The sequence below is a fragment of the Pseudomonas algeriensis genome, from assembly GCF_048847255.1.
GTDB lineage: Bacteria > Pseudomonadota > Gammaproteobacteria > Pseudomonadales > Pseudomonadaceae > Aquipseudomonas.
In genome coordinates this window covers 108,158-131,794 of the sequence record NZ_JBKKRK010000010.1, presented here as the reverse complement: position 1 = coordinate 131,794, position 23,637 = coordinate 108,158, and the positions used below count along the sequence as shown (strand labels likewise).

General features: G+C 60.9%; 21 protein-coding genes. 9 read left to right on the top strand and 12 right to left on the bottom strand.

What is annotated here, in order from left to right:
* The first annotated feature begins 107 nt into the window (after nucleotides 1–107).
* The 5 genes from ACLK1G_RS16775 (at nucleotide 108) to ACLK1G_RS16755 (ending at nucleotide 5,554) form a co-directional block, all read left to right on the top strand.
* Nucleotides 108–1,652: a phosphoenolpyruvate carboxykinase gene (locus tag ACLK1G_RS16775; RefSeq protein WP_420766430.1), complete on the top strand. Its 1,545-nt coding sequence runs from the start codon at nucleotides 108–110 to the stop codon at nucleotides 1,650–1,652.
* Nucleotides 1,653–1,882: 230 nt separating this feature from the next.
* The gene (locus tag ACLK1G_RS16770; RefSeq protein WP_420766429.1) at nucleotides 1,883–3,118 is read left to right on the top strand and encodes a colicin E3/pyocin S6 family cytotoxin; all 1,236 of its coding nucleotides are present in this window, start codon (nucleotides 1,883–1,885) and stop codon (nucleotides 3,116–3,118) included.
* 7 nt (nucleotides 3,119–3,125) lie between these two features.
* On the top strand, nucleotides 3,126–3,380 hold the full coding sequence (locus tag ACLK1G_RS16765; RefSeq protein WP_420766428.1) for a colicin E3-like toxin immunity protein: 255 nt from the start codon (nucleotides 3,126–3,128) through the stop codon (nucleotides 3,378–3,380).
* Between the two features lie 481 nt (nucleotides 3,381–3,861).
* Entirely contained in the window at nucleotides 3,862–5,088 is a 1,227-nt protein-coding gene (locus ACLK1G_RS16760; protein WP_420766427.1) for a 3-hydroxyacyl-CoA dehydrogenase, read from the top strand.
* A 46-nt stretch (nucleotides 5,089–5,134) separates the two neighbouring features.
* Nucleotides 5,135–5,554: an acyl-CoA thioesterase gene (locus ACLK1G_RS16755; RefSeq protein ID WP_420766426.1), complete on the top strand. Its 420-nt coding sequence runs from the start codon at nucleotides 5,135–5,137 to the stop codon at nucleotides 5,552–5,554.
* Between the two features lie 72 nt (nucleotides 5,555–5,626).
* On the opposite strand, the gene ACLK1G_RS16750 is transcribed toward ACLK1G_RS16755, so the two are convergent.
* The 4 genes from ACLK1G_RS16750 to ACLK1G_RS16735 form a co-directional block, all read right to left on the bottom strand.
* Nucleotides 5,627–6,109: a glycine zipper domain-containing protein gene (locus ACLK1G_RS16750; protein WP_420766425.1), complete on the bottom strand. Its 483-nt coding sequence runs from the start codon at nucleotides 6,107–6,109 to the stop codon at nucleotides 5,627–5,629.
* Between the two features lie 237 nt (nucleotides 6,110–6,346).
* Entirely contained in the window at nucleotides 6,347–8,695 is a 2,349-nt protein-coding gene (locus tag ACLK1G_RS16745; RefSeq protein ID WP_420766424.1) for an FdhF/YdeP family oxidoreductase, read from the bottom strand.
* Nucleotides 8,692–9,531, bottom strand: a complete 840-nt coding sequence (gene fdhD, locus ACLK1G_RS16740; protein ID WP_420766423.1) for a formate dehydrogenase accessory sulfurtransferase FdhD — start codon at nucleotides 9,529–9,531, stop codon at nucleotides 8,692–8,694. Before fdhD ends, ACLK1G_RS16745 begins: the two co-directional genes overlap by 4 nt.
* 93 nt (nucleotides 9,532–9,624) lie before the next feature.
* On the bottom strand, nucleotides 9,625–10,512 hold the full coding sequence (locus ACLK1G_RS16735) for a LysR family transcriptional regulator (RefSeq protein WP_420766422.1): 888 nt from the start codon (nucleotides 10,510–10,512) through the stop codon (nucleotides 9,625–9,627).
* Between the two features lie 134 nt (nucleotides 10,513–10,646).
* On the opposite strand from ACLK1G_RS16735, the gene lysM reads away from it, so the two are divergent.
* Nucleotides 10,647–11,087, top strand: coding sequence for a peptidoglycan-binding protein LysM (gene lysM, locus ACLK1G_RS16730; RefSeq protein ID WP_420766421.1), 441 nt, complete (start codon nucleotides 10,647–10,649; stop codon nucleotides 11,085–11,087).
* Between the two features lie 111 nt (nucleotides 11,088–11,198).
* On the opposite strand, the gene yrfG is transcribed toward lysM, so the two are convergent.
* Nucleotides 11,199–11,861 carry a GMP/IMP nucleotidase gene (gene yrfG / locus ACLK1G_RS16725; RefSeq protein WP_420766420.1) on the bottom strand — a complete coding sequence of 221 codons (663 nt, stop codon included), beginning with the start codon at nucleotides 11,859–11,861 and terminating at the stop codon, nucleotides 11,199–11,201.
* Between the two features lie 89 nt (nucleotides 11,862–11,950).
* Between yrfG and nudE the strand changes: the two genes are divergently transcribed.
* Together nudE and cysQ are read left to right on the top strand one after the other, a co-directional pair.
* Entirely contained in the window at nucleotides 11,951–12,517 is a 567-nt protein-coding gene (gene nudE / locus ACLK1G_RS16720; RefSeq protein WP_420766419.1) for an ADP compounds hydrolase NudE, read from the top strand.
* Nucleotides 12,514–13,341, top strand: a complete 828-nt coding sequence (cysQ, locus tag ACLK1G_RS16715; protein WP_420766418.1) for a 3'(2'),5'-bisphosphate nucleotidase CysQ — start codon at nucleotides 12,514–12,516, stop codon at nucleotides 13,339–13,341. Before nudE ends, cysQ begins: the two co-directional genes overlap by 4 nt.
* Nucleotides 13,342–13,409: 68 nt before the next feature.
* Here cysQ and ACLK1G_RS16710 read toward each other — a convergent pair whose 3' ends face one another.
* From ACLK1G_RS16710 to rfbB, 7 genes are read right to left on the bottom strand one after another with little or no spacing between them, the layout of a single operon-like run.
* Nucleotides 13,410–13,865: a thioesterase domain-containing protein gene (locus tag ACLK1G_RS16710; protein WP_420766417.1), complete on the bottom strand. Its 456-nt coding sequence runs from the start codon at nucleotides 13,863–13,865 to the stop codon at nucleotides 13,410–13,412.
* 32 nt (nucleotides 13,866–13,897) lie between these two features.
* Nucleotides 13,898–15,289: a sigma-54-dependent transcriptional regulator gene (locus tag ACLK1G_RS16705; protein ID WP_420766416.1), complete on the bottom strand. Its 1,392-nt coding sequence runs from the start codon at nucleotides 15,287–15,289 to the stop codon at nucleotides 13,898–13,900.
* Entirely contained in the window at nucleotides 15,286–17,094 is a 1,809-nt protein-coding gene (locus ACLK1G_RS16700; RefSeq protein WP_420766415.1) for a sensor histidine kinase, read from the bottom strand. The genes ACLK1G_RS16705 and ACLK1G_RS16700 overlap by 4 nt, the downstream gene beginning before the upstream one ends.
* A 35-nt stretch (nucleotides 17,095–17,129) precedes the next feature.
* A complete protein-coding gene (gene rfbD, locus ACLK1G_RS16695) occupies nucleotides 17,130–18,011 on the bottom strand; it encodes a dTDP-4-dehydrorhamnose reductase (RefSeq protein ID WP_420766414.1) in 882 nt (293 codons plus the stop codon).
* A complete protein-coding gene (gene rfbC / locus ACLK1G_RS16690; RefSeq protein WP_420766413.1) occupies nucleotides 18,008–18,553 on the bottom strand; it encodes a dTDP-4-dehydrorhamnose 3,5-epimerase in 546 nt (181 codons plus the stop codon). Before rfbC ends, rfbD begins: the two co-directional genes overlap by 4 nt.
* The gene (gene rfbA / locus ACLK1G_RS16685; protein ID WP_420766412.1) at nucleotides 18,550–19,425 is read right to left on the bottom strand and encodes a glucose-1-phosphate thymidylyltransferase RfbA; all 876 of its coding nucleotides are present in this window, start codon (nucleotides 19,423–19,425) and stop codon (nucleotides 18,550–18,552) included. The genes rfbC and rfbA overlap by 4 nt, the downstream gene beginning before the upstream one ends.
* Nucleotides 19,422–20,504: a dTDP-glucose 4,6-dehydratase gene (gene rfbB / locus ACLK1G_RS16680; RefSeq protein WP_420766411.1), complete on the bottom strand. Its 1,083-nt coding sequence runs from the start codon at nucleotides 20,502–20,504 to the stop codon at nucleotides 19,422–19,424. Before rfbB ends, rfbA begins: the two co-directional genes overlap by 4 nt.
* 198 nt (nucleotides 20,505–20,702) lie before the next feature.
* Here rfbB and ACLK1G_RS16675 point away from each other — a divergent pair, with 198 nt between their 5' ends.
* On the top strand, nucleotides 20,703–23,615 hold the full coding sequence (locus ACLK1G_RS16675; protein ID WP_420766410.1) for an aminotransferase: 2,913 nt from the start codon (nucleotides 20,703–20,705) through the stop codon (nucleotides 23,613–23,615).
* Nucleotides 23,616–23,637: the final 22 nt, after the last annotated feature.

Here is a 23,637-nt window from a genome sequence, read left to right as displayed (position 1 = left end):
TTTTGGGCTTTTCTGGCATAATCCGGCCCACTTTTTTCGGGTAGTAGTGCGCGACTTCCTACTACAAAACGTTTGGAGCACTCGGCCACGGGCCGACGGGGAATCTCATGACGCAAGCCAATAACGCCGTGTACACCGATCTGAGTGTCGATGATCTGGTTAAAGAAGCCCTGAATCGCGGTGAAGGCGAGCTTGCCGATACTGGCGCGCTGGTTGTACGTACCGGTCATCGTACCGGTCGTTCGCCAGTGGACCGTTTCATTGTGGAAGAGCCAACCACCCAGCACGCCATTGCCTGGGGCCCGATCAACCGCAAGTTCCCGGCTGACAAGTTCGATGCCTTGTGGAACCGCGTCGCAGCCTACCTGGGCGAGCGCGAGCGTTTTGTCTCCCACGTGCATGTAGGTTCCGATCCTGCGCACTACCTGCCGGTCAAGATGACCACCGAGACTGCCTGGCACAACCTGTTCGGCCGCTGCCTGTTCATCAACCCCGAGCAATACAACGCCGGCGGCAAGGACGAATGGCAGATCCTCAACGCGCCGAACTTCGTCTGCGAGCCTGAGCGCGACGGCACCAACTCCGACGGTACCGTGATCATCAACTTCGCGGCCAAGAAAGTGCTGATTGCTGGCATGCGCTACGCCGGCGAGATGAAGAAAGCCCTGTTCTCCGTGCAGAACTTCCTGCTGCCGGCCGCCGACGTGCTGCCGATGCACTGCGCCGCGAACATGGGCGAAGAGGGCGACGTGACCCTGTTCTTCGGCCTGTCGGGCACTGGCAAGACCACCCTGTCCGCCGATGAAAGCCGCTACCTGATCGGTGACGACGAGCACGGTTGGGGCGTGGGCGTGGTCTTCAACATCGAAGGCGGTTGCTATGCCAAGTGCATCGACCTGTCCGAGAAGAACGAGCCGGTCATCTGGAAAGCCATCCAGCACGGTGCCGTACTGGAAAACGTGGTCCTGGACCCGGTCACCAAGAAAGCCGACTATGCCGACGACAGCCTGACCCAGAACAGCCGCGCCGCCTACCCGCGTGAGCTGATCGAAAAACGCGCACCGAAAAACCTCGGTGGCGAGCCAAACGCCGTGATCTTCCTGACCTGCGACCTGACCGGCGTACTGCCACCTGTGTCGATCCTCAGCGAAGAACAAGCCGCCTACCATTTCCTGTCCGGCTACACCGCACTGGTGGGCTCGACCGAAATGGGTTCGGGCAGCGGCATCAAGTCGACTTTCTCCACCTGCTTCGGCGCGCCGTTCTTCCCGCGTCCAGCCGGTGAATACGCTGAGCTGCTGATCAAGCGCATCCGTGGTTTCGGCTCCAAGGTCTACCTGGTCAACACCGGCTGGACCGGCGGCGGCTACGGCGTCGGCAAGCGCTTCAACATCCCGACCACCCGTGCGGTGATCGCAGCGATCCAGAGCGGCGCGCTGATCGGTGCTGAAACCGAACACCTGGACATCATCAACCTGGACGTGCCGCTGGCCGTCCCAGGCGTCGAGACTGGCCTGTTGAACCCACGCAACACCTGGGCCGACAAGGCTGCCTACGACGAAGCGGCCAAGGCATTGGCCGGTCTGTTCATCGAAAACTTCAAGAAGTTCGAAGTGAGCGACGCGATCAAGGCGGCAGGTCCACAGCTGTAAGGCTTGCCGATACATGAGAAAGCCGCCCTTTAAGGGCGGCTTTTTTGTGGGTGACTATTTTTCTTCCAGCGCCTGTTTATTCCTGGAAAGTAGAGGGCGAAATCGTATCCCAACAAAAAGAAAAGTCTCACGTCAGTCTCGGAACCGTCTGGTGATCACTTCCTTGCTTACTCGGTAAGGTTCGCCGCGCCGCTTGTATTGAACGGGCGCTGACCGAGCAAGGACGAAGCATGGCGAAAGGAAAAAGTGATATCCCCCAAGTCTGGGAGTACCGCGGTGGCGAAAGGCGCTACAGAGTCCTGCGGGACATGACCCCGGGCGAGCTGGCAAAAAGAGACGCCGATTTTAAAGCCCATGAGGACATGCTCGCTCGGCAAGAGGAATACATGAGCCAGCGGCTGGGCCAGACAAGCCAGAGGGATGCACCGAGCATCAAGGGCTGTGTGTTCGCCAAATCCTGCGAACTGCCCGATGCAATCATCGACTATCACAATCCAACCGGTTACATCCCGACCGAACTGCTGAGCGCCTATGGTGCGTTCAAATTGTTGGGCGGTCGGGAGGTTGACGCGTCAGGCTGCGTACCGCTGAAGACCATCAGCGGAGCGTTACCGGCGAGTTTTGGCACGCTCGCACTGGGTGGGACCGCTTTGGCCTCCCTTGGCGCTGGCGCGACGGTCACGACACCCGTGGCGGCCGGCGCGCTGGTGGGGTTGGTGGGGCTGCTGATGCCCTCGAACCTGGGCGATGGTTCGCTGTACACCGAAGAGCAACTAAGGTCCCTTGAAAAAGCGCGCAGCCGGGTTCGCCTACATGTCGAAACCCAGGCCGACGGGACGCTGAAAGGGTATGGCTACAACACCCAGTCAAGACGCGACTGGGAGATGATCCCGGTGGTGACATTCCAGGCGCGTGGCGAGCAGCAAGTGGCAGCTTTTGGCGATGGGGTCGAGTTGATCTGGACGCCGGCAGTGGACCCTTGCGCGACGTTGGGCATCCCAGCTTTGGAGGCTGCGCCACAGGCGCCGCGTATCTGGATTTTCCCGCCGACACCCATGGCGGACAGCATTATCGTCAATCCGATTTATCCACCGGAATACAAGGATTTCATTCTTGTGTTTCCGGTGGGGTCTGGGGTTTCGCCGTTATATATAGTTTTGAGTGTTCGGCGCAAAGGGTTGCCGGAGGCAGGGCATGATTACCATCGGGCACCAAAGACAGAGGAGATTACTGGATTTGCTGACTTGAAGATCGCCAAACAAAAGACCCCTCGTCAAGGTGGGGGCGGTTTTCGCGAACGGTGGACCGATTCCAAAAAAAGAACTATTTATGAGTGGGATTTCATGCACGGTGAGTTGGAGGCATACCGTGCTAGTGATGGAAGCCATCTAGGTTCGTTTGACTATTTAACGGGCGAGCAACTAGATCGTCCGAAACCGAATCGTAATATTAAAAAATATTTGTGAGAAAAAAATGGGTCTAAAGCTAAAACTGAGTTGGTATGACAAAGAAACCGAGCTAGGCGAAGGGCGCGAATATTCACAGGATTTTGGCGACGATTCATGGGTGCTTGATGAGCTGGGGGTGCCAGTAGAAAACAACATTAACGTGGGTGGATTTAATGTTGATGACAAATGGGCTGAGATATTACAGCCCCATTTTGAACATGTTCTAAATCTTACGCTGTATGACTATCAAGTCTCTTTTGATTATCGAGATGAGTGGTGAGCGTAAGGTAACGAGGCCGCGGGAACTACAATTGGCATTTCCACTCCAGCAAGCATCGGTGGCACTTCGGGTAGCCTCATGCACGCGCCTAGCAAGAGGCTTGTGATCAGGGCGGTAGGTAACGTCAGTTTCTTCAACATGATTTTCTCCTTGGTTAATGTGCAAAGGGCATCCTGCCTTTTGCTGGTCTGATCTGCTGATTCATGGATCGACGGCGCACCTTAACGCGTCAAATGACTGGAGACGAGACATCAAAACGCCTGGATTTGTATCGCTTCGTGGCAAAGCGGTAACACTCCCGAGCGGTATCATCCGGTGCGTGGAGAACACGGGCGAGTTCAATCACATCACAGGCGAGCAGACCAACAACTGCGAGCTCCATCCATCCGCTGAATGCCCTCCATCACACGAATAAATTTCAAAAAATGTCGATGGCTGACTAAGGTGAAGCAGTCTTTGGATCGCCAACAAGAGAGCAAACATGAGCCAGACATCCTTCGATATCCAGCGCGCCGCTGTGGTCGGCGCAGGGACCATGGGGCGGGGCATCGTGATGTGCCTGACCAACGCTGGCGTTACGGTGCAGTGGGTCGATAACAATCCACAAATGCTGGAGCAGGCGCTGGCCACGGTGGCCGATACCTACGCCCATAACGTACGCCAGGGCCGACTCGAACAAAGCGAAGCCGACGCCAGGATCGCCCGTATTGCGCGGGCGCAGGACTACGCGGCGATCCGCAACGTGGACCTGGTCATTGAAGCGGTCTACGAGAACCTCGAACTCAAGCAGAAAATATTTCGCGAGCTGGACGGCATGCTCAAGCCCGAGGCGATCCTGGCAAGTAACACCTCGGCGCTGGATATTGATGCCATTGCCGCCGCCACGCGTCGGCCAACGCAAGTGCTGGGCCTGCACTTCTTCAGCCCGGCGCACATCATGAAGTTGTTGGAGATCGTGCGCGGCGCACAAACGTCCAAGGCTGTGCTGGACGCTGCCCTGGCGCTGGGCAAGCGCATGGGCAAGGTGAGCGTGGTGTCGGGCAATTGTCACGGCTTCATCGGCAACCGAATGCTTCATCCCTATGTGCTGGAGGCGCGCAAGATGCTGTTGGAGGGTGCGTTCCCCCATCAGGTGGATGCGGCGCTGCAAGGCTTTGGTTTCGCCATGGGACCGTTTCGAATGTACGACGTGGTCGGTATCGATCTGGAGTGGCGCGCGCGGGAGCTGGCGGGCCAAGGGCAGGATGCCCCCGAGGTGCAGGTGGACAACCGCCTGTGCGAGTTGGGTCGGTTCGGCCAGAAAAGTGGCAACGGTTATTACCACTATGAGCCGGGCAGCCGGCAGGCTGAACACGATGTAGAAGTCGATGCGCTGGTACAGCGGGTCAGCGAGGACCTGGGTTTCCAGCGGCGTGACATCGACGCCGATGAGATCCTCGAACGCTGCCTGCTGGCGCTGGTCAACGAAGGTGCGAAGATTCTCCAGGAAGGCATTGCCGAGTCGTCCCACGATATCGACCTGGTGTATCTCAACGGCTATGGCTTCCCGGCTGACAAGGGCGGCCCGATGGCCTGGGCTGATCAGCAAGGCCTTGCGGACATCCATGCACGCTTGGTGGACCTTGAGACGAAGCAGGGGGATCAATGGAAGCCTGCTCGCCTGATCGGAGAGTTGGCCGCGCAGGGCAAGGGTTTCTCGCAGCGATAACCGACAGCCTGTCTTCCCCACAACAGTGCACAACCAAGGACAAGAGATGCCCCAGCGCACCGAGTACTTTCATTTCCAGCCGGTGACTACGCGCTGGCACGACAACGATGTGTACGGTCACGTCAATAACGTCACCTACTACAGCTTTTTCGATACGGCGGTGAATACCTACCTGATCGAGGCCGGTGGACTGGATATCCATGACGGCGAAGTAGTGGGTTTCGTGGTGAGTTCAGCCTGCGACTATTTTGCATCGGTCGCATTTCCGGACCGGATCGAGATCGGCCTGCGGGTCGCCAAGCTGGGCAACAGTTCGGTGCAATACGAGCTGGCGGTGTTCAAGGAGAACGAGCAGGAGGCCTGCGCGGCGGGGCGCTTCGTGCATGTGTTCGTGGACCGGATGTCGAATCAGCCAGTGCCGATCCCGGGTCGGCTACGCGAGGCATTGGAACGATTGGTACCCTGAAACGAAAAATCGCAGCCTCCGGTCAGTCTCCCGAAGGCTGCGATCATCTAACGGTACGGGTCAAGCCGGCCGTCAATCGTCGTGATAGCGATGCTTGTGCTTGTGCTTGCGATGTCCGTAGGCATGACCGCGGCCCCGGTGGCCATCGCGGTAGTAGCGGCGATCGCTACGGCGACCTTCGTAACGGTCGTCATCGTCGTCCTTGCCCATGTAGTTACCCAGTGCGCCACCGGCGCCACCGCCCGCTGCGGCACCGATCAGGCTGCCCGTGGAGCCGCCCACGCTGCGGCCGACCACGTTACCGCCGGCTGCACCCAGTGCGCCGCCGATTGCCGCTTCGCCGCGGCTATGTTTGTCTGCGCCGACTGCGCTACCGCCCGCGCCGCCCAGGGCCGCGCCGATAGTGGAGCCGGTGTTGCCGCCCAGGGACTGGCCGACGACCGAACCCAAAACCCCGCCCAATGCGCCGCCTACACCTGCTTCGGCGGTACCGCCGGCAGACGCGACGCCACTGACCAGGCCAAGGGACAACAAGAGAATGGAGGAGAACTTCATAGAGGAGCCTCAAAGGGATGACGGCGCGATCCTGAGGCTGGCTTCGCTTGGTTACAATCGAAATCCGACGAGTAACACGACTTGTGCACAATTCGCTAAGTTACTGTTTTCATAGCGGAACTTAAGTAGATTTTGCCGGTCTTTAGCTACTTCAGACAGGCCGTTTTCATTGGAAAACGGCCTTTTTCATGGGCGTCTGAAAGTGCCCGGCAAGGCCAGTTCAACGCCAGGATTGACTCAAGCCGACTTGGCCATGATCAGCCCGTTCTCGCTCGCCGCTTCCAGACGGATCGCCACGAACTTCGAGGTCGGGGTGTGGCTGCCGTCACCGGTACTTTCCAAGGGCACCAGCGGGTTCACTTCCGGGTAGTAGGCGGCGGCCTGTCCGGCCGGGATGTCGAAGGCCAGCAAGGTAAACCCTTTGACCCGCCGCTCGCGTCCGTCGTCCCACAGGGAAACGATGTCGGCCTTTTGCCCGGGTTTGAAGCCCAGTCGGATGATGTCCGCTTCGTTGACGAACAGTACGTCACGCTGGCCTTTCACACCGCGATAGCGATCATCGAGGCCGTAGATGGTGGTGTTGTACTGGTCGTGGGAGCGCATGGACTGCAGGATCAGGTCCGGCAATTGCCCTGTGGCTCGGGTCCGCTCGTGGAGCAGGTCGGTCGGCAATCGGTTGGGCTTGAAGTTGGCGCGGCCTGACGGTGTGTTCCAGCGACGGGCACCGGCACTGTTGCCCAGATAGAAGCCACCGGGATTCTTGAGTTTCTGGTTGAAGTCCTTGAAGCCGGGGATGGTCTCGGCGATCAGGTCGCGGATGCGGCTGTAATCGGCCACGAGCCAGTTCCAATCCACCGGACGGCTGCCCAGCGTGGCGGCAGCGATGCCGGCGATGATCCACGGCTCCGAACGCATCTGGTTCGACAACGGCTGCAATTGGCCATTGGAGGCGTGGACCATGCTGAACGAGTCTTCCACGGTCACGGCCTGGGAGCCTTCGGCTTGCAGATCGATGTCGGTGCGACCGAGGCACGGCAGGATCAACGCATCTTTCCCGTGGGCCAGATGACTGCGGTTGAGCTTGGTGCTGATCTGTACGGTCAGGTCACAATTGCGCAGGGCCTGGAAGGTGCGGTGGCTATCGGGAGTAGCCTGGGCGAAATTGCCGCCCAAGGCGATGAATACCTTGGCCCGGCCCTCGGCCATGGCGTGGATCGCCTCGACTACGTTATGGCCGTTTTCACGCGGCACCTTGAACTGGAAACGCCGCTCCAGCGCGTCGAGGAACGCAACGGGCGGACGCTCGTTGATGCCCATGGTCCGGTCGCCCTGCACATTACTGTGCCCTCGCACCGGGCAAAGCCCCGCGCCTGGCTTGCCGATGTTGCCACGCAGCATCATCAGGTTGGCGATTTCCTGGATGGTCGCGACGGAATGGCGGTGCTGGGTAATGCCCATCGCCCAGCACATGATCACGTTGCTGGCTTTGGCGTACATGCGCGCGGCCTGCTCGATCTCGGCCAGGGTCAGGCCTGATTGTTCGGCGATTTGTTCCCATGGGGTGTCGTCGACGACCGCCAGGTATTCCAGGACATCGACGCTGTGTTCGTTGAGAAACCCATGGTCGAATACTGCGGGGCCGCCGCTGTTCTGTGCTTCACGCTCCCATTGCAGCAGGAACTTCGCCATGCCGCGCAGCACGGCCATGTCTCCGCCCAGGGCTGGACGGAAATACGCGGTATTGGTGGGTTTATCACCGTTGGTAAGCATTTCCAGCGGGTGTTGCGGATGCTGGAAGCGCTCCAGGCCACGCTCTTTCAGCGGGTTGATGCATACGACCTGGGCGCCGCGCTTCACGGCTTCGCGCAGCGGTTCGAGCATCCGTGGGTGGTTGGTGCCGGGGTTCTGGCCCCAGACGAAGATCGCGTCGGCATGCTCGAAGTCGTCAAATGTCACCGTGCCTTTGCCGACACCCACACTCTGGGACAGGGCTACACCGCTGGCCTCATGGCACATGTTCGAACAATCGGGGAAATTGTTGGTGCCGTACGCGCGCACGAACAATTGATACAGATAGGCTGCCTCGTTGCTGGCCCGGCCCGAGGTGTAGAACTCGGCCTCGTTCGGGTTGGACAGTCCCTGCAGATGCTTGCCGATCAATGCAAATGCCGCATCCCAGCTGATGGGCTTGTAGCGGTCGGTTTGCGCGTCGTATTTCATCGGCTCCGTCAGGCGCCCCTGGTATTCAAGCCAGTAGTCACTCTGCTCGAGCAATGACGTGACGCTGTGCTTGGCAAAAAAAGCGGCGTCGACGCGACGTTTGGTCGCTTCCCAGTTCACCGCCTTGGCGCCGTTCTCACAGAACTTGACCATGCCGCTTTCCGGCGAATCACCCCAGGCGCAGCCAGGGCAATCGAAGCCGCCGTTCTGGTTGGTCTTGAGCATCATGCGGATGTTTTTCAGCGCGTTATCGCTGGTCAGCCAGGCCTGGGCAACGCTGATCAGCGCGCCCCAACCACCGGCTGGGCCCTTGTAGGGTTTGTAGCGCGGTGCGGGTTTCTGGTTGGCTTGTTGATAATTGCTCACGCTTGTTTCTCCATCGCAGGGCTGTAGACCCGCGGCGCACTTTTTTGCGGCAGGTGGATGAGGTTGAGGTTGTGTTGGCGGGCCCATTGCACGGCAAGGCCCGTGGGCGACGACAGGCTGACCAACGTCTGGATGCCGGCGCGCAGTACTTTCTGGATCAATTCGAGGCTGCAACGGCTGGTGACGATTGCCACGCCACCAGCCACCGGGATTTGCTGACGGATCAACGCGCCGATCAATTTATCGAGAGCGTTGTGCCGGCCAATGTCTTCGCGGCCCATCAGCAACTCGCCGTTGGCGTTCATGAACAATGCCGCATGGACGGCGCCACAGTGCTGGCCCAGGGGCTGGAACTGGCTGATGCGTTGACGCAGGCCATCAAGCCATTGCGCTGGTGGCAAGGGTGCCCCGGGCAGCGACTTGAGGTCGGGCAGCGCCTGTTCCACGGCTTCCACGCCACAGAGTCCGCAGCCACTGGTGCCGGCCATTTGGCGACGTTGCTCCTTGAGATTCCAGAAGGCGCGATTGGCGATGGTGACCTGGGCATATTGGGCGGAACCGGCGCCGCTCAGTTGCAAGTCGTAAATGTCCGCTGGATCCTCGATGATGCCGCTGCCCAGGCTGAACCCGACGATAAAATCCTCGAGATCGGTTGGCGTGACCAGCATCACCGCTTGGCTGATGCCGTTATAGGCAATGGCCAACGCCACTTCCTCGGCCAGTGCGGCGCTGGCCGATTCGAAGTGCTCCAGGTTGCAGTAGCGATAGCTCTGGCTGGCGGCTGGCGTGGAAGGTTCCACGTCAGGCACTGGACAGGCCTGAGGCTTGTCGTTCATGGGCATCACTGAAAGTAGGAATAGTGCTAAGACTAAATGCGGCAATCTGCCACGTCTAATCGCTATTACTGATCTTTCAATAGATGACGTCGATCAAGGAAAGGTTATTGATTTCTGGTAAAGGGCGAAACAAGCCTCCGCCAACGCCGAGCGCGGAGCCCCGCGCCGCATGATCAGCCCAAGCGGAACAAGGGTTTGGGCGTTTTCGATGGGCTGGATGCGCAAGTCCTCGGTCATGACGTTCAGTCCGCTGTCCAATGGGACCACCGCGCAGCACAATCCGCCATGCACCGCTTGCAGCAATTGATGCACGGCGTCGGTTTGCAGCAACGGTTGAGGTGCAAGGCCTCGGCTATGGAACGCGTGATCGATGGATTGGCGAAAATGCATGCCGCTGGTGAGCATGCCCAGGGGCAGTTCAACCAGTGATTCCCATCTCAGCGGTTCTTCGCCAAAAAAGAAAAACCGCTGGTCGTACAGCAGGCCCATGCGGGTGTGGCTGAAGGGCAAGGATTCGAAGCGCTCGTTATCCAGGCGTTCCATGTAGGAAATGCCCAGGTCGATGCGGTTGTTCGCCAATTGTTCGAGGATGCGCTCCGAACTCAAGGACGATAATTCGAAGCGCAGGCTCGGGTGCTCGGTGTGCAGGCGTTGCATCATCGACAGCGGGTCGAAATCCGACAGCGGCACCACGCCCAGGCGCAGCGTACCCACCAGGTTGCCACGGCAGGCCGCCGCTTCGGCCTGAAGCCCGTCGTAGGCCGCCAGCACTGTGCGCGCCCAAGCCAGCACCCGTTCGCCTGGCGCGGTAAAACCCTCGAAACGCTGGCCGCGGTTGACCAACGGAAGGCCCAGCTCTTCTTCCAGGCTGCGCAAACGCATCGACAGGGTGGGTTGGGTGATGTGACAACGGGCGGCAGCCTGGCCGAAGTGGCGGGTTTCGTCGAGCGCGATGAGAAATTTCAGCTGCTTGATGTCCATCTTCACTCCTTGGCGCGGGAAGATTGGGATTCTAGCGCTTTGGGCGTGTTGGGGTCATTGGTCGGTTGGAAGGCGGGTTCGGTGGGCTTGGTCTAGGCTTGCGTCTGGACATTCAATTCCAAGGAGCAAGCGCCATGAGTCTTTTTAGTTTTGTGAAGGAGGCGGGTGAGAAACTTATCGATCTCCTGACCCCCGGTAATGCCAATGCCGGTGAGCAATTGAAGGAGCACATCAGAAAAGTCGGGCTGGGCAATCCCAATATCCAAGCGACCGTTGAAGGTGACAAAGTCATCGTGACCGGTGAAGTCTCGAGCCAGGAGGAAAAAGAAAAGGTCCTGCTGGCTGTGGGCAATATCCAAGGTGTCGGAAGTGTTGACGATCAGATCACCGTGACTGGGCCGGTAGCCCAGGCCGCACGTTTCGTAACCGTGAAGAAGGGTGACACGCTCAGCGCCATATCCAAGGCCGAGTACGGTGACGCCAACAAGTACAACAAGATCTTTGAAGCCAACAAGCCGATGCTTTCGCACCCAGACAAAATCTATCCGGGGCAGGTGCTGCGTATTCCGGAATAGACTGCCGCATTTGCGGCGCCTTCATCGCGAGCAGGCTCGCTCCCACAGAGGCTTTGGTTCGCGGCGAAACCATTGTGGGAGCGAGCTTGCTCGCGATGAAGGCAGCGCGGTTCAAAGCCCGGCAATCAAATCCCGATAATCCCCGACCGCTTCGAATTCCCCGGTATCCTTCGGCCCCTTGCGGCTGTCCGGTTCGCTGACCGCCAGCAGATGCTCGATGCCAAAATCACGGGCGCTGCGCAAGACTGGCAAGGTATCGTCAATGAACAGGCTGCGAGCGGGGTCGAAGTCCAGGTCGGCTTGCAAGGCATCCCAGAACTGCGGGTTCTCCTTGGGGTAACCGTAATCGTGAGAGCTGATCAAACGCTCGAAATACGGGGCGAGCTCGATACGCTCCAGCTTCAGCGACAGCGAGTCTCGATGGGCGTTAGTGATCATCACGACGCGTTTGCCGGCCCTTTGGATCGCTGCCAGGAACGTATCGGCATCCGGGCGCAGGGCGATCAGGTGGGCGGTTTCCAGTTTCAATTCGCGCACCGGCAGCTTCAACTCCGCGCTCCAGAAATCCAGGCAGTACCACTGCAGCTGGCCGGCGTTGCGCTCGAACAGCGGTTGCAGCTCCATCTCGGCCATCGCGCGGCTGACGCCATGCAGTTCGGCGTAGCGCTGAGGCAGGTGTTCCAGCCAGAAATGGTTGTCGTAATGCAGGTCCAGCAGGGTGCCGTCCATGTCCAGCAGGACCGTGTCGATCGCGTGCCAAGGCAACGAGGCCATAAAAACTTCTCCAGCGGTAATCGGATATCCGACACAAACAATCAGAATAGGCCGGGTATAGTAGCCCGCTATCGCCCAGGGAGCCGTTTATGCGCCAGAAACCCACCATACTCGACCGACGGATCGTCGCCACCAGCCGCCTGTTTTGCGTGGAAGAAATGAAGCTGCGTTTTTCCAATGGTGTGGAGCGCACTTACGAGCGATTGGCGGCCAAGAGCCCTGGCTACGGCGCGGTGATGATTGTCGCGATGCTCGATGCCGACCATGCCGTGCTGGTGGAAGAGTATTGTGGCGGTACCGACGCTTATGAGTGGTCATTGCCCAAGGGTTTGGTCGAGCCGGGCGAAGACGTGCTGGCGGCGGCCGAGCGCGAGCTCAAGGAAGAGGCCGGTTTTGGCGCGCGTCAGCTGGAACACCTGACGGAGCTGTCGTTGTCGCCTGGCTACATGAGCCAGAAGATCCAAGTGGTGCTGGCGACCGACCTGTATGAAGAGCGGCTGGAGGGCGACGAACCCGAGCCGATGCGAGTGGACAAGGTCAACCTGGGCGAGCTTTCGGCCCTTGCACAAAATCCCCAATTCACCGAGGGACGGGCGCTGGCGGCGTTGTATCTGGCCCGCGACCTGCTGACCCAGCGTGGAGCCTACCTGCCATGAATTTTCCTCACCCGCTGATGGTCCCGGTGATCGAACTGGCGCTTCGGGCCGGCGCGGCAATCCTGCCGTTCTGGCGCGCCGATGTGGAAGTTGCGCACAAGGCGGATGAATCGCCGGTGACCGCCGCGGACATGGCCGCCCACGATGTCATCGTCGCTGGATTGACCGCGCTGGCGCCGGATATTCCGATCCTCTCCGAGGAGGACGCCGATATCGCGCAAAGCGTCCGCGCTACCTGGAAACGCTGGTGGCTGGTGGACCCGCTGGATGGAACTAAGGAATTCATTTCGGGGAGTGAGGAGTTCACTGTCAATATCGCCTTGATCGAAGACGGTCGGGTGGTGTTCGGCGTGGTCTCGATGCCCACCAATGGCCGTTTCTACGTCGGTGGCGTGGGGCTGGGGGCCTGGCGTGGCGAGAAAGGCGTCGAGCCTTCGCCGATCACGGTGCGTAACGCGCTGGCGCCTGGAGACGCTTTTACCGTGGTCGCCAGCCGGCGCCACACCAGTGCGGAGCAGGAGCGCCTGTTGGCCGGCTTGAGTGAGAGCCTCGGCGCCTTGCAACTGACCAACATCGGCAGTTCGCTGAAATTCTGCCTGTTGGCTGAAGGCGCCGCCGATTGTTACCCCCGTTTGGCGCCAACGTCTCAGTGGGACACCGCCGCCGCCCAGGGCGTACTCGAAGGAGCGGGCGGCGAGGTGCTGGACCTGAGCGGCGAACCGTTCCGCTATCCACCGCGCGAGTCGCTGTTGAATGCTTCGTTCCTGGCGCTGCCGGCGAAAGCGGCGTGGCGTGGGAAGCTGTTGGAGCTTGCCCGCTCTTGAACCAAGGCTGATTTCTGGCCGGATGCTTTTGTGAGAGCAAGCTCCCTCGCCACGTGAATTAACGATGATCAGCGGTGCAAAACGTATTGCCCTTCGAATTGCACCGCCACATTCTCGCTTTCGACGTTCAACACCCGCGTTTGTAATGCCAGCCGCGCCCGCCCGTAGCGCTTATAAGTTGCCACGAAACGTTGCCAGGTCTTTTCATCGGGCGCGTCGCAAATGACGGTTGCGTCTCGAGTCACGGGCAGCGGATAGCTGATCTGCCCTTCCTGGATCACGATGTGTCCGTCTTCGACTCCCTCCTCGCGCAAGGCCAGGTGCAACCAGCCCCAGCCACCCAGCACCGCGCCGCAATACAGGCTCCCCCCGAACATGGTGCTCTTGTGGTTGACGTTGGCCTCGAGCGGCAGGAACAGACGCAGCTGGCGGGCCTGCCATTGGAGCACCTTCAGGCCCATGTCCCGGGTCAATGGGATGTCCCGGTGCAGGATCGTTTCCAGATAATGGCTGTCGCGGTTCATGCGGGCCCTCTTCTAACGGTGGGTGGCAGGACTCAATCGGAATCGTCGGCCTGGCCTGGGCTATTGTCGCCGAAGGCCAGTCCATGCTTGCGCAGCTTGTCGTGCAGGGTTTTGCGTGGAATACCCAACGCTTCGGCAAGGCTGCGCACTGAACTGTGAGGCCGTGCCAGCTCGGCGGCAATGAGCGTTTTTTCGAAGTTCTCCACCTGCTCGCTCAAACCGCCGCTGACGGTTTGCACCGGGGCGCCTGGCTGGCCTTCCGGCGCGCTGTTATCCAGGGCCAGCTCCAGGCCCAGGGCGAAACGCTCGGCGGCGTTCTGCAATTCGCGTACGTTGCCCGGCCAGTCATGGCGCAACAACAGCGCCCGGTGGGCCGGTAGCAGTTCGTGGGGCGGCAGGCCATGACGGGCGCTGGCCTCATCGGCAAAATGCTGGAACAGCATCAGCACGTCCTCACCGCGCTCGCGCAACGGCGGTATGCGCAGCGGCGCGACATTCAGCCGGTAATACAAGTCGGCGCGAAAGCGGCCTTGATCGGCGGCCTGGCGCAGGTCTTCCTTGGTGGCGGCGACGATACGGATGTCCAGGGGGATCTGCTGATTGCCACCCAGTCGTTCCACCACCCGCTCTTGCAGCAGGCGAAGCAACTTGACCTGCACGTCCAGGCTCATGCTTTCGATTTCATCGAGAAACAACGTGCCGCCATTGGCGAATTCGAATTTGCCGATACGGCGCTTCTGCGCGCCGGTGAAGGCGCCGGGTTCGTGGCCGAACAGTTCGCTTTCAACCACTGACTCGGCCAAAGCGCCGGCGTTGATCGCCACGAACGGCCCGTTGCGTCGACTCGAGAGATCGTGCAGCGCGCGGGCGACCACTTCCTTGCCGGCGCCGGTTTCACCCAGGATCAACACGTCGGCGCGCGTCGCTGCCAAGGCACCGATCTGCTCGCGCAGGCGCAACATGGGCGACGATTGTCCTACAAGCCGGGCGCTGAGCTCATGGCGATCGCTGAGGGCCAGGCGCAGGCTGCGGTTATCCAGGACCAGGCGCCGCAAAGCCAGGGCCCGACGCACACTGTCGAGCAGATGATCGCTGGCAAAAGGTTTTTCGAGAAAGTCGTAGGCCCCGGCGCGCATTGCCTGCACGGCCAGCGGTACATCGCCATGGCCGGTAATCAGCAGCACTGGCAGGTCCGGGTCCTGGGCGTGCAGTTGGCCCAGCAGTTCCAGGCCGTCCATGCCGGGCATGCGGATATCGCTGACCACCACGCCTGGCCAATCCCTCGGCAGTTGCCCGGCCAGGCCGTTGGCCTCGCCCAGTGGCAGGATTTTCAGCCCAGCCAGGTCGAGGGTCTGGCTCAGGGCCTGACGCAGGTGGGGATCGTCGTCGATCAGCACCACCTCAATCTGGTTTTCGATGGTCATACACTACGGTCCTCGGACGGTTGCAGGCTCACCCCGGGCGCACCCGCCCGCAGCTTCAGGGTAATCAGGGCGCCGCCTTCCTTGTGGTTGGCGAACAACAATTCGCCGCCGAAGGCGCGCATCAGGGTGTCGCAGATTGCCAGCCCCAGGCCAAGGCCCTGGGTGCGAGTCTTGGTGGTATAGAACGGCTCGCCGGCGCGGCCGAGGGCTTCCATGCAGAAACCCGGGCCGTTATCGCGGATGTACAGGTTGACGCCGGTTTCGGTCGCCTGGGCACTGAGCCAGAGTCTACGCGGCGGACCTTTTTCAGTCAGGGCATCCAGGGCATTGGCCAGCAGGTTGCCCAGCACCTGGCGCAGGCGTGTTTCACCGGCCTCGACCCACAAGGTGGCGGCGGGCAGGTCACGGATCAACTCCACTTCCATGCTGCGCCGACGTTTGGCGAGCAAGGCAAGGGCATCGTCCAGCGCCGGTTGCAGCGCGACGCTTTCCGGGGCGTGGCGGTCGCGGCGCGCGAAGGCGCGCAGGTGAGCGATGATCGACGCCATGCGCCCGGTCAGTTCGTTGATCAGCTTGAGGTTGCCACGGGCGTCGTCGGTGCGTTGGTGATCGAGCAGTATTTCTGCGTTTTCGGCATAACTTCTGATCGCCGCCAACGGTTGGTTGAGTTCATGGCTGATGCTGGCCGACATGGTGCCGAGCGCCGACAACTTGCCGGCCTGCACCAAATCATCCTGGGCACGGACCAATTCCTGCTGGGCGTGCTCGCGTTCCAGCACCTCTTGCTTGAGACGACGGTTGAGGCCCTCCAGGTCGCTGGTGCGTTCCGCGACGCGGCCCTCCAATTCATGACGGGCCTTGGCCTCGAAGGCGATTCTTTCCAGGTAGTGGCGCCTGCGCTGCATCATCAACCCGAGCAACAGCATCAAGACCAGCAATGCCGCGCCGCCGATGACGACCACCGTGCGCACCGGGCGGTCAATCAGGGTGCGCGGGGCCAGGATGCTCACATTCCAGCCGGTTTCTTCGATGGCCTGGGTCTGGGTCAGCCAGGCATTGGGGTCCAGGTTGAGCGGCTTGGGGTCACGGGTAGGGTAGGGTTGTATCGCGCTGATCGCCTTGCTTTCCGGATCGCTCAGGGGCCGCGTCGAGCGGAAACGCCATTCCTGGCGCGAGGTGAGAATGACCACGCCGTTGTGGTCGGTCACCAAGAGCTGTTCGGGCGTTTTGCCCCATAGGCTTTCGGTGTGGTCCAGGTCCACCTTGACCACCAACACGCCGATGACTTTTTCGCGATCATGCACGGCGGCAGCGAAGAAATAACCGCGTTTGCCCGATGTGGTGCCCAGGCCGAAAAAACGTCCCAGGCGCCCGGCCATGGCCTCGATGTAATAAGGGCGAAAGGCGAAATTGCGACCGACGAAGCTGTCGTGCTTATCCCAATTAGACGCCGCCAGGGTCTTGCCCGTGGCGTCCATCAGGTACATGACCTCGGCGCCGGTCTGGGCGCTGATGTTTTTCAATAACCGGTTGGCATTGCCCTGGGTGACGCCATCGTCCGGCGTCGACAAGGCCGCGCGCAGGGCCGGCAGCTCGCCGAGTATCTGGGGCAGTACTTCGTAGCGGTGCAACGTCCCCAGCAGGTTGGCGACGTAGAGGTCGAGTGTCTGTCTGTTCTGCCCGGCCAGTTCGCTGCGGTAGTAACGCTCGGCCAGATGCTCAAGCGGCCACAGCAACGGTGCCAGGCACAGCGCGAGCAACGCCAGGCTGCGCCAACGAGGTCTGCGGGGGAGGGTGGAGGTCATGGAAGTCTGCGCCTGGGGTTACAGGCGCATTATGCCTAGGCTTGCCCGGCAAGGCACTGCTGTAACGCGCTTCGCCAGTCTGGTTGGCTCACGCCCCACTCCCTGGCCAGCCGGGTGCAGTCCAGGCGCGAGTTCAACGGACGCGGCGCCGGGGTCGGGTATTCGCTCGATGCGATGGCTTCAAGCACGGCGCAGGGTTTGTGCTGCTCGACCAGGTGTTCACCGATGGCTTGGGCGAATCCGAACCAGGATGTCTGGCCCTGGGCTGTCAGGTGATAGGTGCCCCAGGCGCCGCGTTGCCCAGCTTGCCAGCGCTCGATCAGCTTCGCGGTGCTCTCGGCGATTGTCCCCGCCCAGGTCGGTGCGCCGATCTGGTCCGAGACGACGCGCAGATGGGGCTTTTCCTGCAGCAGACGCTGCATGGTCAACAGGAAATTGCGTCCCGCGTTGGAATACACCCAACTGGTGCGCAGGATCAGATGCTCTCCGCCCGCCTGGCGGATGGCCTCTTCGCCCGCCAGCTTGCTGCGACCGTAGACACTCAGCGGGTTGGGCGCGTCGTCCTCGGTGTAGGGGGTGTGCTTGCGACCGTCGAAGACATAATCGGTGGAGTAGTGAATCAGCGGCACGCCCAGTTCGAGCGCCGCCTGGGCGAGCACGCCCGGTGCGATGGCATTGATGGCGAAGGCCCGCTGCGCCTCGCTCTCGGCCTGGTCGACCGCCGTATGGGCGGCGGCGTTGATGATCAGGTCGGGCCGCGCCGCCTCGATAGGCGCGCGCAGGTGATCGGGTCGGGCCATGTCGAGCTGGCTGCTGCCCAGCACCGTCAGTTCGCCGATGCCGGCCAGGCGCTTTTGAAGGGCTTGGGAGACCTGGCCGTTCCGGCCGATGATCAAGATTCGCGAGGAAGTACTCATGGGAACAGATCGGCCTCATGCAGGGCCTTGCCGGCCTGGTCCTTGGGCGACAGGATCGGTGCGCCTGGCAACTCCCAGTCAATCGCCAGGTCGGGGTCGTCCCAGCGAATGCAGCGCTCGGCTGACGGGGCATAGTAATCGGTGGTCTTGTAGAGAAAGTCCGCCGAGTCGCTCAGTACGACAAAACCGTGGGCAAATCCAGGGGGAATCCACAGCTGCCGATGGTTCTGTCCCGACAGACGTACGCTGGCCCACTGGCCGAATGTCGGCGAGCTGCGGCGAATGTCCACCGCAACGTCGAGTACCTCGCCGGCGGTGACGCGCACGAGTTTTCCCTGGGTTTGTTCGATCTGATAATGCAGGCCGCGCAGCACGCCCTTGGCCGAGCGCGAATGGTTGTCCTGGACGAACTGCACCGTGCGCCCCGTGGCTTCGGCGAATGCCTGGGCATTGAAACTTTCATAGAAGAAGCCGCGATCATCGCCGAAGACCTTCGGCTCGAGGATCAAGACTTCCGGCAGTCGCGAGGCGATGACATTCAACGTGTTTCTCCGGCAATCTTGAACAGGTATTGGCCGTAGCCGGTCTTGCCGAAGTAACTGGCACGCTCCAATACGTGCTCGCGGCTGACCCAGCCCTGTTGATAGGCGATTTCTTCCAGGCATGCGACCTTCAGGCCTTGGCGATGCTCAATGGTCTGAACGTATTGCGAGGCTTCCAGCAGGCTGTCATGGGTGCCGGTGTCCAGCCAGGCAAAGCCGCGGCCAAAGCGCTCGACATGCAAGTCACCTCGTTGCAGATAGGCATTGTTGACGTCGGTAATCTCCAGTTCGCCTCGTTTGGACGGCTTGATGGCTTTGGCGATCTGTATGACGTCGTTGTCGTAGAAATACAGGCCGGTCACCGCATAGCTGGACTTGGGGGCGGCGGGTTTTTCTTCGATGGAGACGGCGCGTCCTTCGGGATCGAAGTCGATCACGCCGAAACGCTCGGGATCCTTGACCCAATAACCGAACACCGTCGCACCGCGTGGGCGGTTGACGGCGGTCTGCAATTGTTCGCCGAAATGTTGGCCATGAAAAATGTTGTCCCCCAGGATCAGGCAGACCGGATCATTGCCGATGAACTGCTCGCCAATCAGGAAAGCCTGGGCCAGACCGTCGGGGGTCGGCTGCTCGGCGTAGCTGAAATGGACGCCGAACTGGGCGCCATCGCCCAGCAGATTTCGATATTGGGGCAGGTCCTGCGGGGTGGAGATGATCAGGATTTCCTTGATGCCGGCGAGCATCAGTACCGAGATCGGGTAATAGATCATCGGCTTGTCGTAGACCGGCAACAACTGCTTGGAAACCCCGAGGGTGATCGGATGCAGCCGCGTGCCGGAACCGCCGGCCAGAACAATGCCTTTCATCATGCAATCGTATCCTTGTTTTCGAGCGAGCCAAGGCGCTCGCCTTGATAGCTGCCATCCTGCACGCGCCGGCACCACAGCAGGTTCTCCAGATACCACTGCACGGTCTTGCGCAGCCCGGTCTCGAAGGTTTCCCGAGGGGTCCAGCCCAGCTCCCGTTCGATCTTGCCGGCGTCGATAGCGTAGCGCAGGTCATGCCCGGGACGATCCTTGACGAAGGTAATCAGGTCCGCATAGCGCTCGACGCCCTCGGGTTTGTGGGGCGCGAGTTCTTCGAGCAGCGCACAGATGTTGCGCACGACATCGATGTTCTTCTGCTCATTATGGCCACCAATGTTGTAAGTCTCGCCGACTACACCTTCCGTCACGACTTTGAGCAGCGCCCGGGCGTGGTCTTCGACGTAGAGCCAGTCGCGCACTTGCTGGCCGTCGCCATAGACAGGCAGCGGCTTGCCCGCCAGCGCATTGAGGATGACCAGCGGGATCAGCTTCTCGGGGAAGTGGAACGGCCCGTAGTTGTTCGAGCAGTTGGTCAGCAGCACGGGCAAGCCGTAGGTGCGCTGCCAGGCCCGGACCAGGTGATCGGACGCTGCCTTGCTGGCTGAGTAAGGCGAGCTGGGGGCGTAGGCGGTGGTTTCGGTGAACAGGTCATCGACGCCGTGCAGGTCGCCATACACTTCGTCGGTGGAAATATGGTGGAAACGAAACGCCCGTTTCTGCGGTTCGGCCAGGGCCTGCCAATAGGCACGGGTTGCTTCGAGCAAGCTATAGGTGCCGACGATGTTGGTCTGGATGAAGTCCGCCGGACCGTCGATGGAGCGGTCCACATGGGATTCGGCGGCCAGGTGCATGATTGCGTCAGGTTTGAACCGCGCCAGCACCGCGCTGATCGTTGGTTGATCGACGATGTCCGCCTGCACGAATTCGTAGCGGCTGTCGTGATCAATGCTGCTCAGCGACTCCAGGTTGCCAGCGTAGGTCAGCTTGTCGAGGTTCAGGACTTGGTGCTCGGTATCAAGAATCAAATGCCGTATGAGAGCCGAGCCGATGAAGCCGGCACCGCCGGTGATGAGAATGCGCATCCGGTTAAGCCTTTTTTCGATAAGACGATACAGCGATGGAGCATAGCTTGTCGGCATGACGAGGAGCGTGCAAGCGAATCTCCCTTGGGAACGGGGCAAGGGAAGCAGGCTCACTACTTAATAAGAAGTGGGGGTTGCTAATCCTCCGACTCAATGGCGAGATAAGCATCCAAAACAAAACCACTCAGGGGTCGTTGTATGCCGCTCGCTACGTTGGTTCACCGTGCCAGTTTGCCAAGCCCACAGATCAGCGCCGAACAGGCGTTGGTGCTGCTGCGCTCGAATTACGGACTCAGCGGTGACCTGCGACCCCTCGGCAGCCATCAGGATCTCAATTACCGCGTCGACAGCGACCGCGGGCGTTTCGTATTGAAGATTTGCCACGGCAACTATGCCGTCCAGGAGCTCCAGGCCCAGCATGCCGCGCTCAAGGCGCTGGCCGGGCATGGCGCGGTAAAGGTGCCTGCGGTCATGGTGGCCAGCAATGGCGAGGACCTGTTGACGCTTGAGGTCGACGGGCAAACCGTTCACGTGCGGTTGCTGGAGTACATCGAGGGCCAGTCCCTGACCCAGCTCAAGCATCTTTCCCGCGACCTGGTGACGGGGCTGGGGCGCGTGTGTGCCGAGATGGACGTGGCCCTCGCTGCGTTCGATCATCCCGGCCTGGATCGCACATTGCAGTGGGACGCGCGTCATGCGCCGGCCTTGATCGATCATTTGCTGCCCGTCATCAAGGATGAACAACGACGCCGATTGATCGCCGAGGCGGCGCAACAGGCCGAACGGCGCTTGCAACCACTCAAGGAAAGCCTGCCGGTGCAAGCGATCCACATGGACATCACCGATGACAACGTGGTCTGGCAGCGGGACGCCCAGCGCCAATGGCAACTGCAAGGCGTCATCGATTTCGGTGACCTGATCCGCACCTGGCGTATCACCGATCTGTCGGTAACCTGCGCGGCCCTGCTGCATCACGCCGATGGGGATCCGTTTTTCATCCTGCCGGCGATCCGCGCCTACCACCGCGTCAATCCGTTGCAACGCGAAGAACTCATGGCGCTTTGGCCGTTGATTGTCGCTCGCGCCGCGGTGCTGGTGCTCAGCGGCGAGCAACAAGTGGCTATCGATCCGGGCAATGAATACTCCCGTGACAATCTCCAACATGAATGGGAGATCTTCGATGTTGCCCATTCAGTGCCGCTCGAGTTGATGGAGGCGGCGATTCTCACCGCCGCCGGCCACAGCCTGCCGCCTTTCGCCAACGAGGGTTTCGCGCCGTTGTTGCCGAGTTTGGTCGGGCGAGATTTCGCCCTGATCGACCTCGGCGTCCTGAGCCCGCATTTCGAGGCCGGCAATTGGGAGCAGGCGGGAATCGACCAGCGCCTGCTGAGCGAAGCGGCTGCGGTGCATGGATTGGCGGCCAGCCGCTACGGGCAATATCGGCTTTCACGCACCCGTCCGGACAGCGCCGTCGAGCCCGATACCTTTCCATTGCACGTGGAATTGCATGTGCCCCACGGTACGCCGTTGGCGTCGCCCTTCGCCGGGGTTGTGCACAAGGATGCCAATGGCTTGCTGCGGCTCGACGGCCCGCAATTGAGCTTGCATGTGTGGGGCGTGTCTTCGTCGCTGCGTTCCGGGGCCTCGTTGACCAAAGGCCAGGCACTTGGCGAAGTGGCTGGCCCTTTGCGGGTCCAACTGTGCCGAGGTGAACATCTGGCGCCGCCGCTGTTCTGTGCGCCGTCGAGGGCGCCGGCTTGGCAGGCGCTTTGCCCCTCGCCCGCGGCGTTGCTGGGTCTGGCTTGCGATGCTGAGCCGGAAATCGACCCCGAGGCGCTCCTGGCCCGTCGCGATGCGAGTTTCGCCCGGTCGCAAAAACATTACTACGTCGACCCGCCACGCATCGAGCGCGGCTGGCGCAATCACCTGATCGACATGCAGGGCCGCTCCTATCTGGACATGCTCAACAACGTCGCTGTGTTGGGGCACGGCCATCCGCGCATGGCGGCGGTTGCGGCCCGGCAGTGGTCGCTGCTCAATACCAACTCGCGCTTTCACTATGCGGCGATCGCCGAGTTTTCCGAGCGCCTGCTGGCGCTGGCACCGTCGAACATGGACCGGGTGTTTCTGGTCAACAGCGGCACCGAGGCCAATGACCTGGCGATCCGCCTGGCCTGGGCCTACAGCGGCGGGCGCGACATGCTCAGCGTGCTGGAGGCCTATCACGGATGGTCGGTGGCGGCGGACGCGGTCTCGACCTCCATCGCCGACAATCCCCAGGCCCTCAGCAGCCGTCCAGACTGGGTGCACCCGGTGACAGCGCCGAACACTTATCGTGGTGAATTCCGCGGGGTCGACAGTGCGCCAGACTACGTGCGCAGCGTCGAGCACAACCTGGCGAAAATCGCCGAGCAGAAACGCCAGCTCGCCGGTTTCATTTGCGAGCCTGTGTATGGAAACGCCGGCGGCATCGCATTGCCGCCAGGCTACCTGAAGCAGGTGTATGCCATGGTGCGCGAGCGTGGCGGTGTCTGCATCGCCGACGAGGTGCAGGTTGGCTACGGGCGCATGGGCGAGTTTTTCTGGGGCTTCGAAGAGCAAGGCGTGGTGCCGGATATCATCACCATGGCCAAGGGCATGGGCAACGGCCAGCCGCTGGGGGCAGTGATCACCCGCCGGGAGATCGCTGAGGCGCTGGAAGCCGAGGGGTATTTCTTCTCTTCCGCAGGCGGCAGTCCGGTCAGTTGCCAGATCGGCATGGCCGTGCTGGATGTCATGGAAGAAGAAAAGCTGTGGGAAAACGCCAGGGTGGTCGGAGGACATTTCAAGGCCCGCCTGGAGGCGTTGATCGACCGGTATCCCCTGGTCGGAGCGGTGCATGGTTCGGGGTTTTACCTGGGAGTGGAATTGATCCGCAACCGCGACACCCTCGAACCGGCCACTGAAGAAACAACGGCGCTGTGCGATCGTTTGCGCGAGCTGGGTATCTTCATGCAGCCGACCGGTGATTACCTCAACATTCTCAAGATCAAGCCGCCGATGGTCACCACGCGTCAAAGCGTGGATTTCTTCGTCGATATGCTGGCGAAGGTGTTGGAGGAGGGGTTGTAGCCAATCTGAAACGCCACGCTGT

Excerpts from the sequence above, each read along its gene's own strand:
- ACLK1G_RS16770 (WP_420766429.1), top strand. The coding sequence starts at position 1,883 with ATGGCGAAAGGAAAAAGTGATATCCCCCAAGTCTGGGAGTACCGCGGT.
- ACLK1G_RS16755 (WP_420766426.1), top strand. The coding sequence starts at position 5,135 with ATGCCCCAGCGCACCGAGTACTTTCATTTCCAGCCGGTGACTACGCGC.
- cysQ (WP_420766418.1), top strand. The coding sequence starts at position 12,514 with ATGAATTTTCCTCACCCGCTGATGGTCCCGGTGATCGAACTGGCGCTT.
- yrfG (WP_420766420.1), bottom strand. The coding sequence starts at position 11,861 with ATGGCCTCGTTGCCTTGGCACGCGATCGACACGGTCCTGCTGGACATG.
- ACLK1G_RS16700 (WP_420766415.1), bottom strand. The coding sequence starts at position 17,094 with ATGACCTCCACCCTCCCCCGCAGACCTCGTTGGCGCAGCCTGGCGTTG.
- ACLK1G_RS16775 (WP_420766430.1), top strand. The coding sequence starts at position 108 with ATGACGCAAGCCAATAACGCCGTGTACACCGATCTGAGTGTCGATGAT.
- rfbB (WP_420766411.1), bottom strand. The coding sequence starts at position 20,504 with ATGCGCATTCTCATCACCGGCGGTGCCGGCTTCATCGGCTCGGCTCTC.
- rfbD (WP_420766414.1), bottom strand. The coding sequence starts at position 18,011 with ATGAGTACTTCCTCGCGAATCTTGATCATCGGCCGGAACGGCCAGGTC.
- fdhD (WP_420766423.1), bottom strand. The coding sequence starts at position 9,531 with ATGAACGACAAGCCTCAGGCCTGTCCAGTGCCTGACGTGGAACCTTCC.
- ACLK1G_RS16735 (WP_420766422.1), bottom strand. The coding sequence starts at position 10,512 with ATGGACATCAAGCAGCTGAAATTTCTCATCGCGCTCGACGAAACCCGC.
- rfbA (WP_420766412.1), bottom strand. The coding sequence starts at position 19,425 with ATGATGAAAGGCATTGTTCTGGCCGGCGGTTCCGGCACGCGGCTGCAT.
- ACLK1G_RS16765 (WP_420766428.1), top strand. The coding sequence starts at position 3,126 with ATGGGTCTAAAGCTAAAACTGAGTTGGTATGACAAAGAAACCGAGCTA.
- ACLK1G_RS16710 (WP_420766417.1), bottom strand. The coding sequence starts at position 13,865 with ATGAACCGCGACAGCCATTATCTGGAAACGATCCTGCACCGGGACATC.
- lysM (WP_420766421.1), top strand. The coding sequence starts at position 10,647 with ATGAGTCTTTTTAGTTTTGTGAAGGAGGCGGGTGAGAAACTTATCGAT.
- ACLK1G_RS16675 (WP_420766410.1), top strand. The coding sequence starts at position 20,703 with ATGCCGCTCGCTACGTTGGTTCACCGTGCCAGTTTGCCAAGCCCACAG.
- ACLK1G_RS16750 (WP_420766425.1), bottom strand. The coding sequence starts at position 6,109 with ATGAAGTTCTCCTCCATTCTCTTGTTGTCCCTTGGCCTGGTCAGTGGC.
- ACLK1G_RS16760 (WP_420766427.1), top strand. The coding sequence starts at position 3,862 with ATGAGCCAGACATCCTTCGATATCCAGCGCGCCGCTGTGGTCGGCGCA.
- nudE (WP_420766419.1), top strand. The coding sequence starts at position 11,951 with ATGCGCCAGAAACCCACCATACTCGACCGACGGATCGTCGCCACCAGC.
- ACLK1G_RS16705 (WP_420766416.1), bottom strand. The coding sequence starts at position 15,289 with ATGACCATCGAAAACCAGATTGAGGTGGTGCTGATCGACGACGATCCC.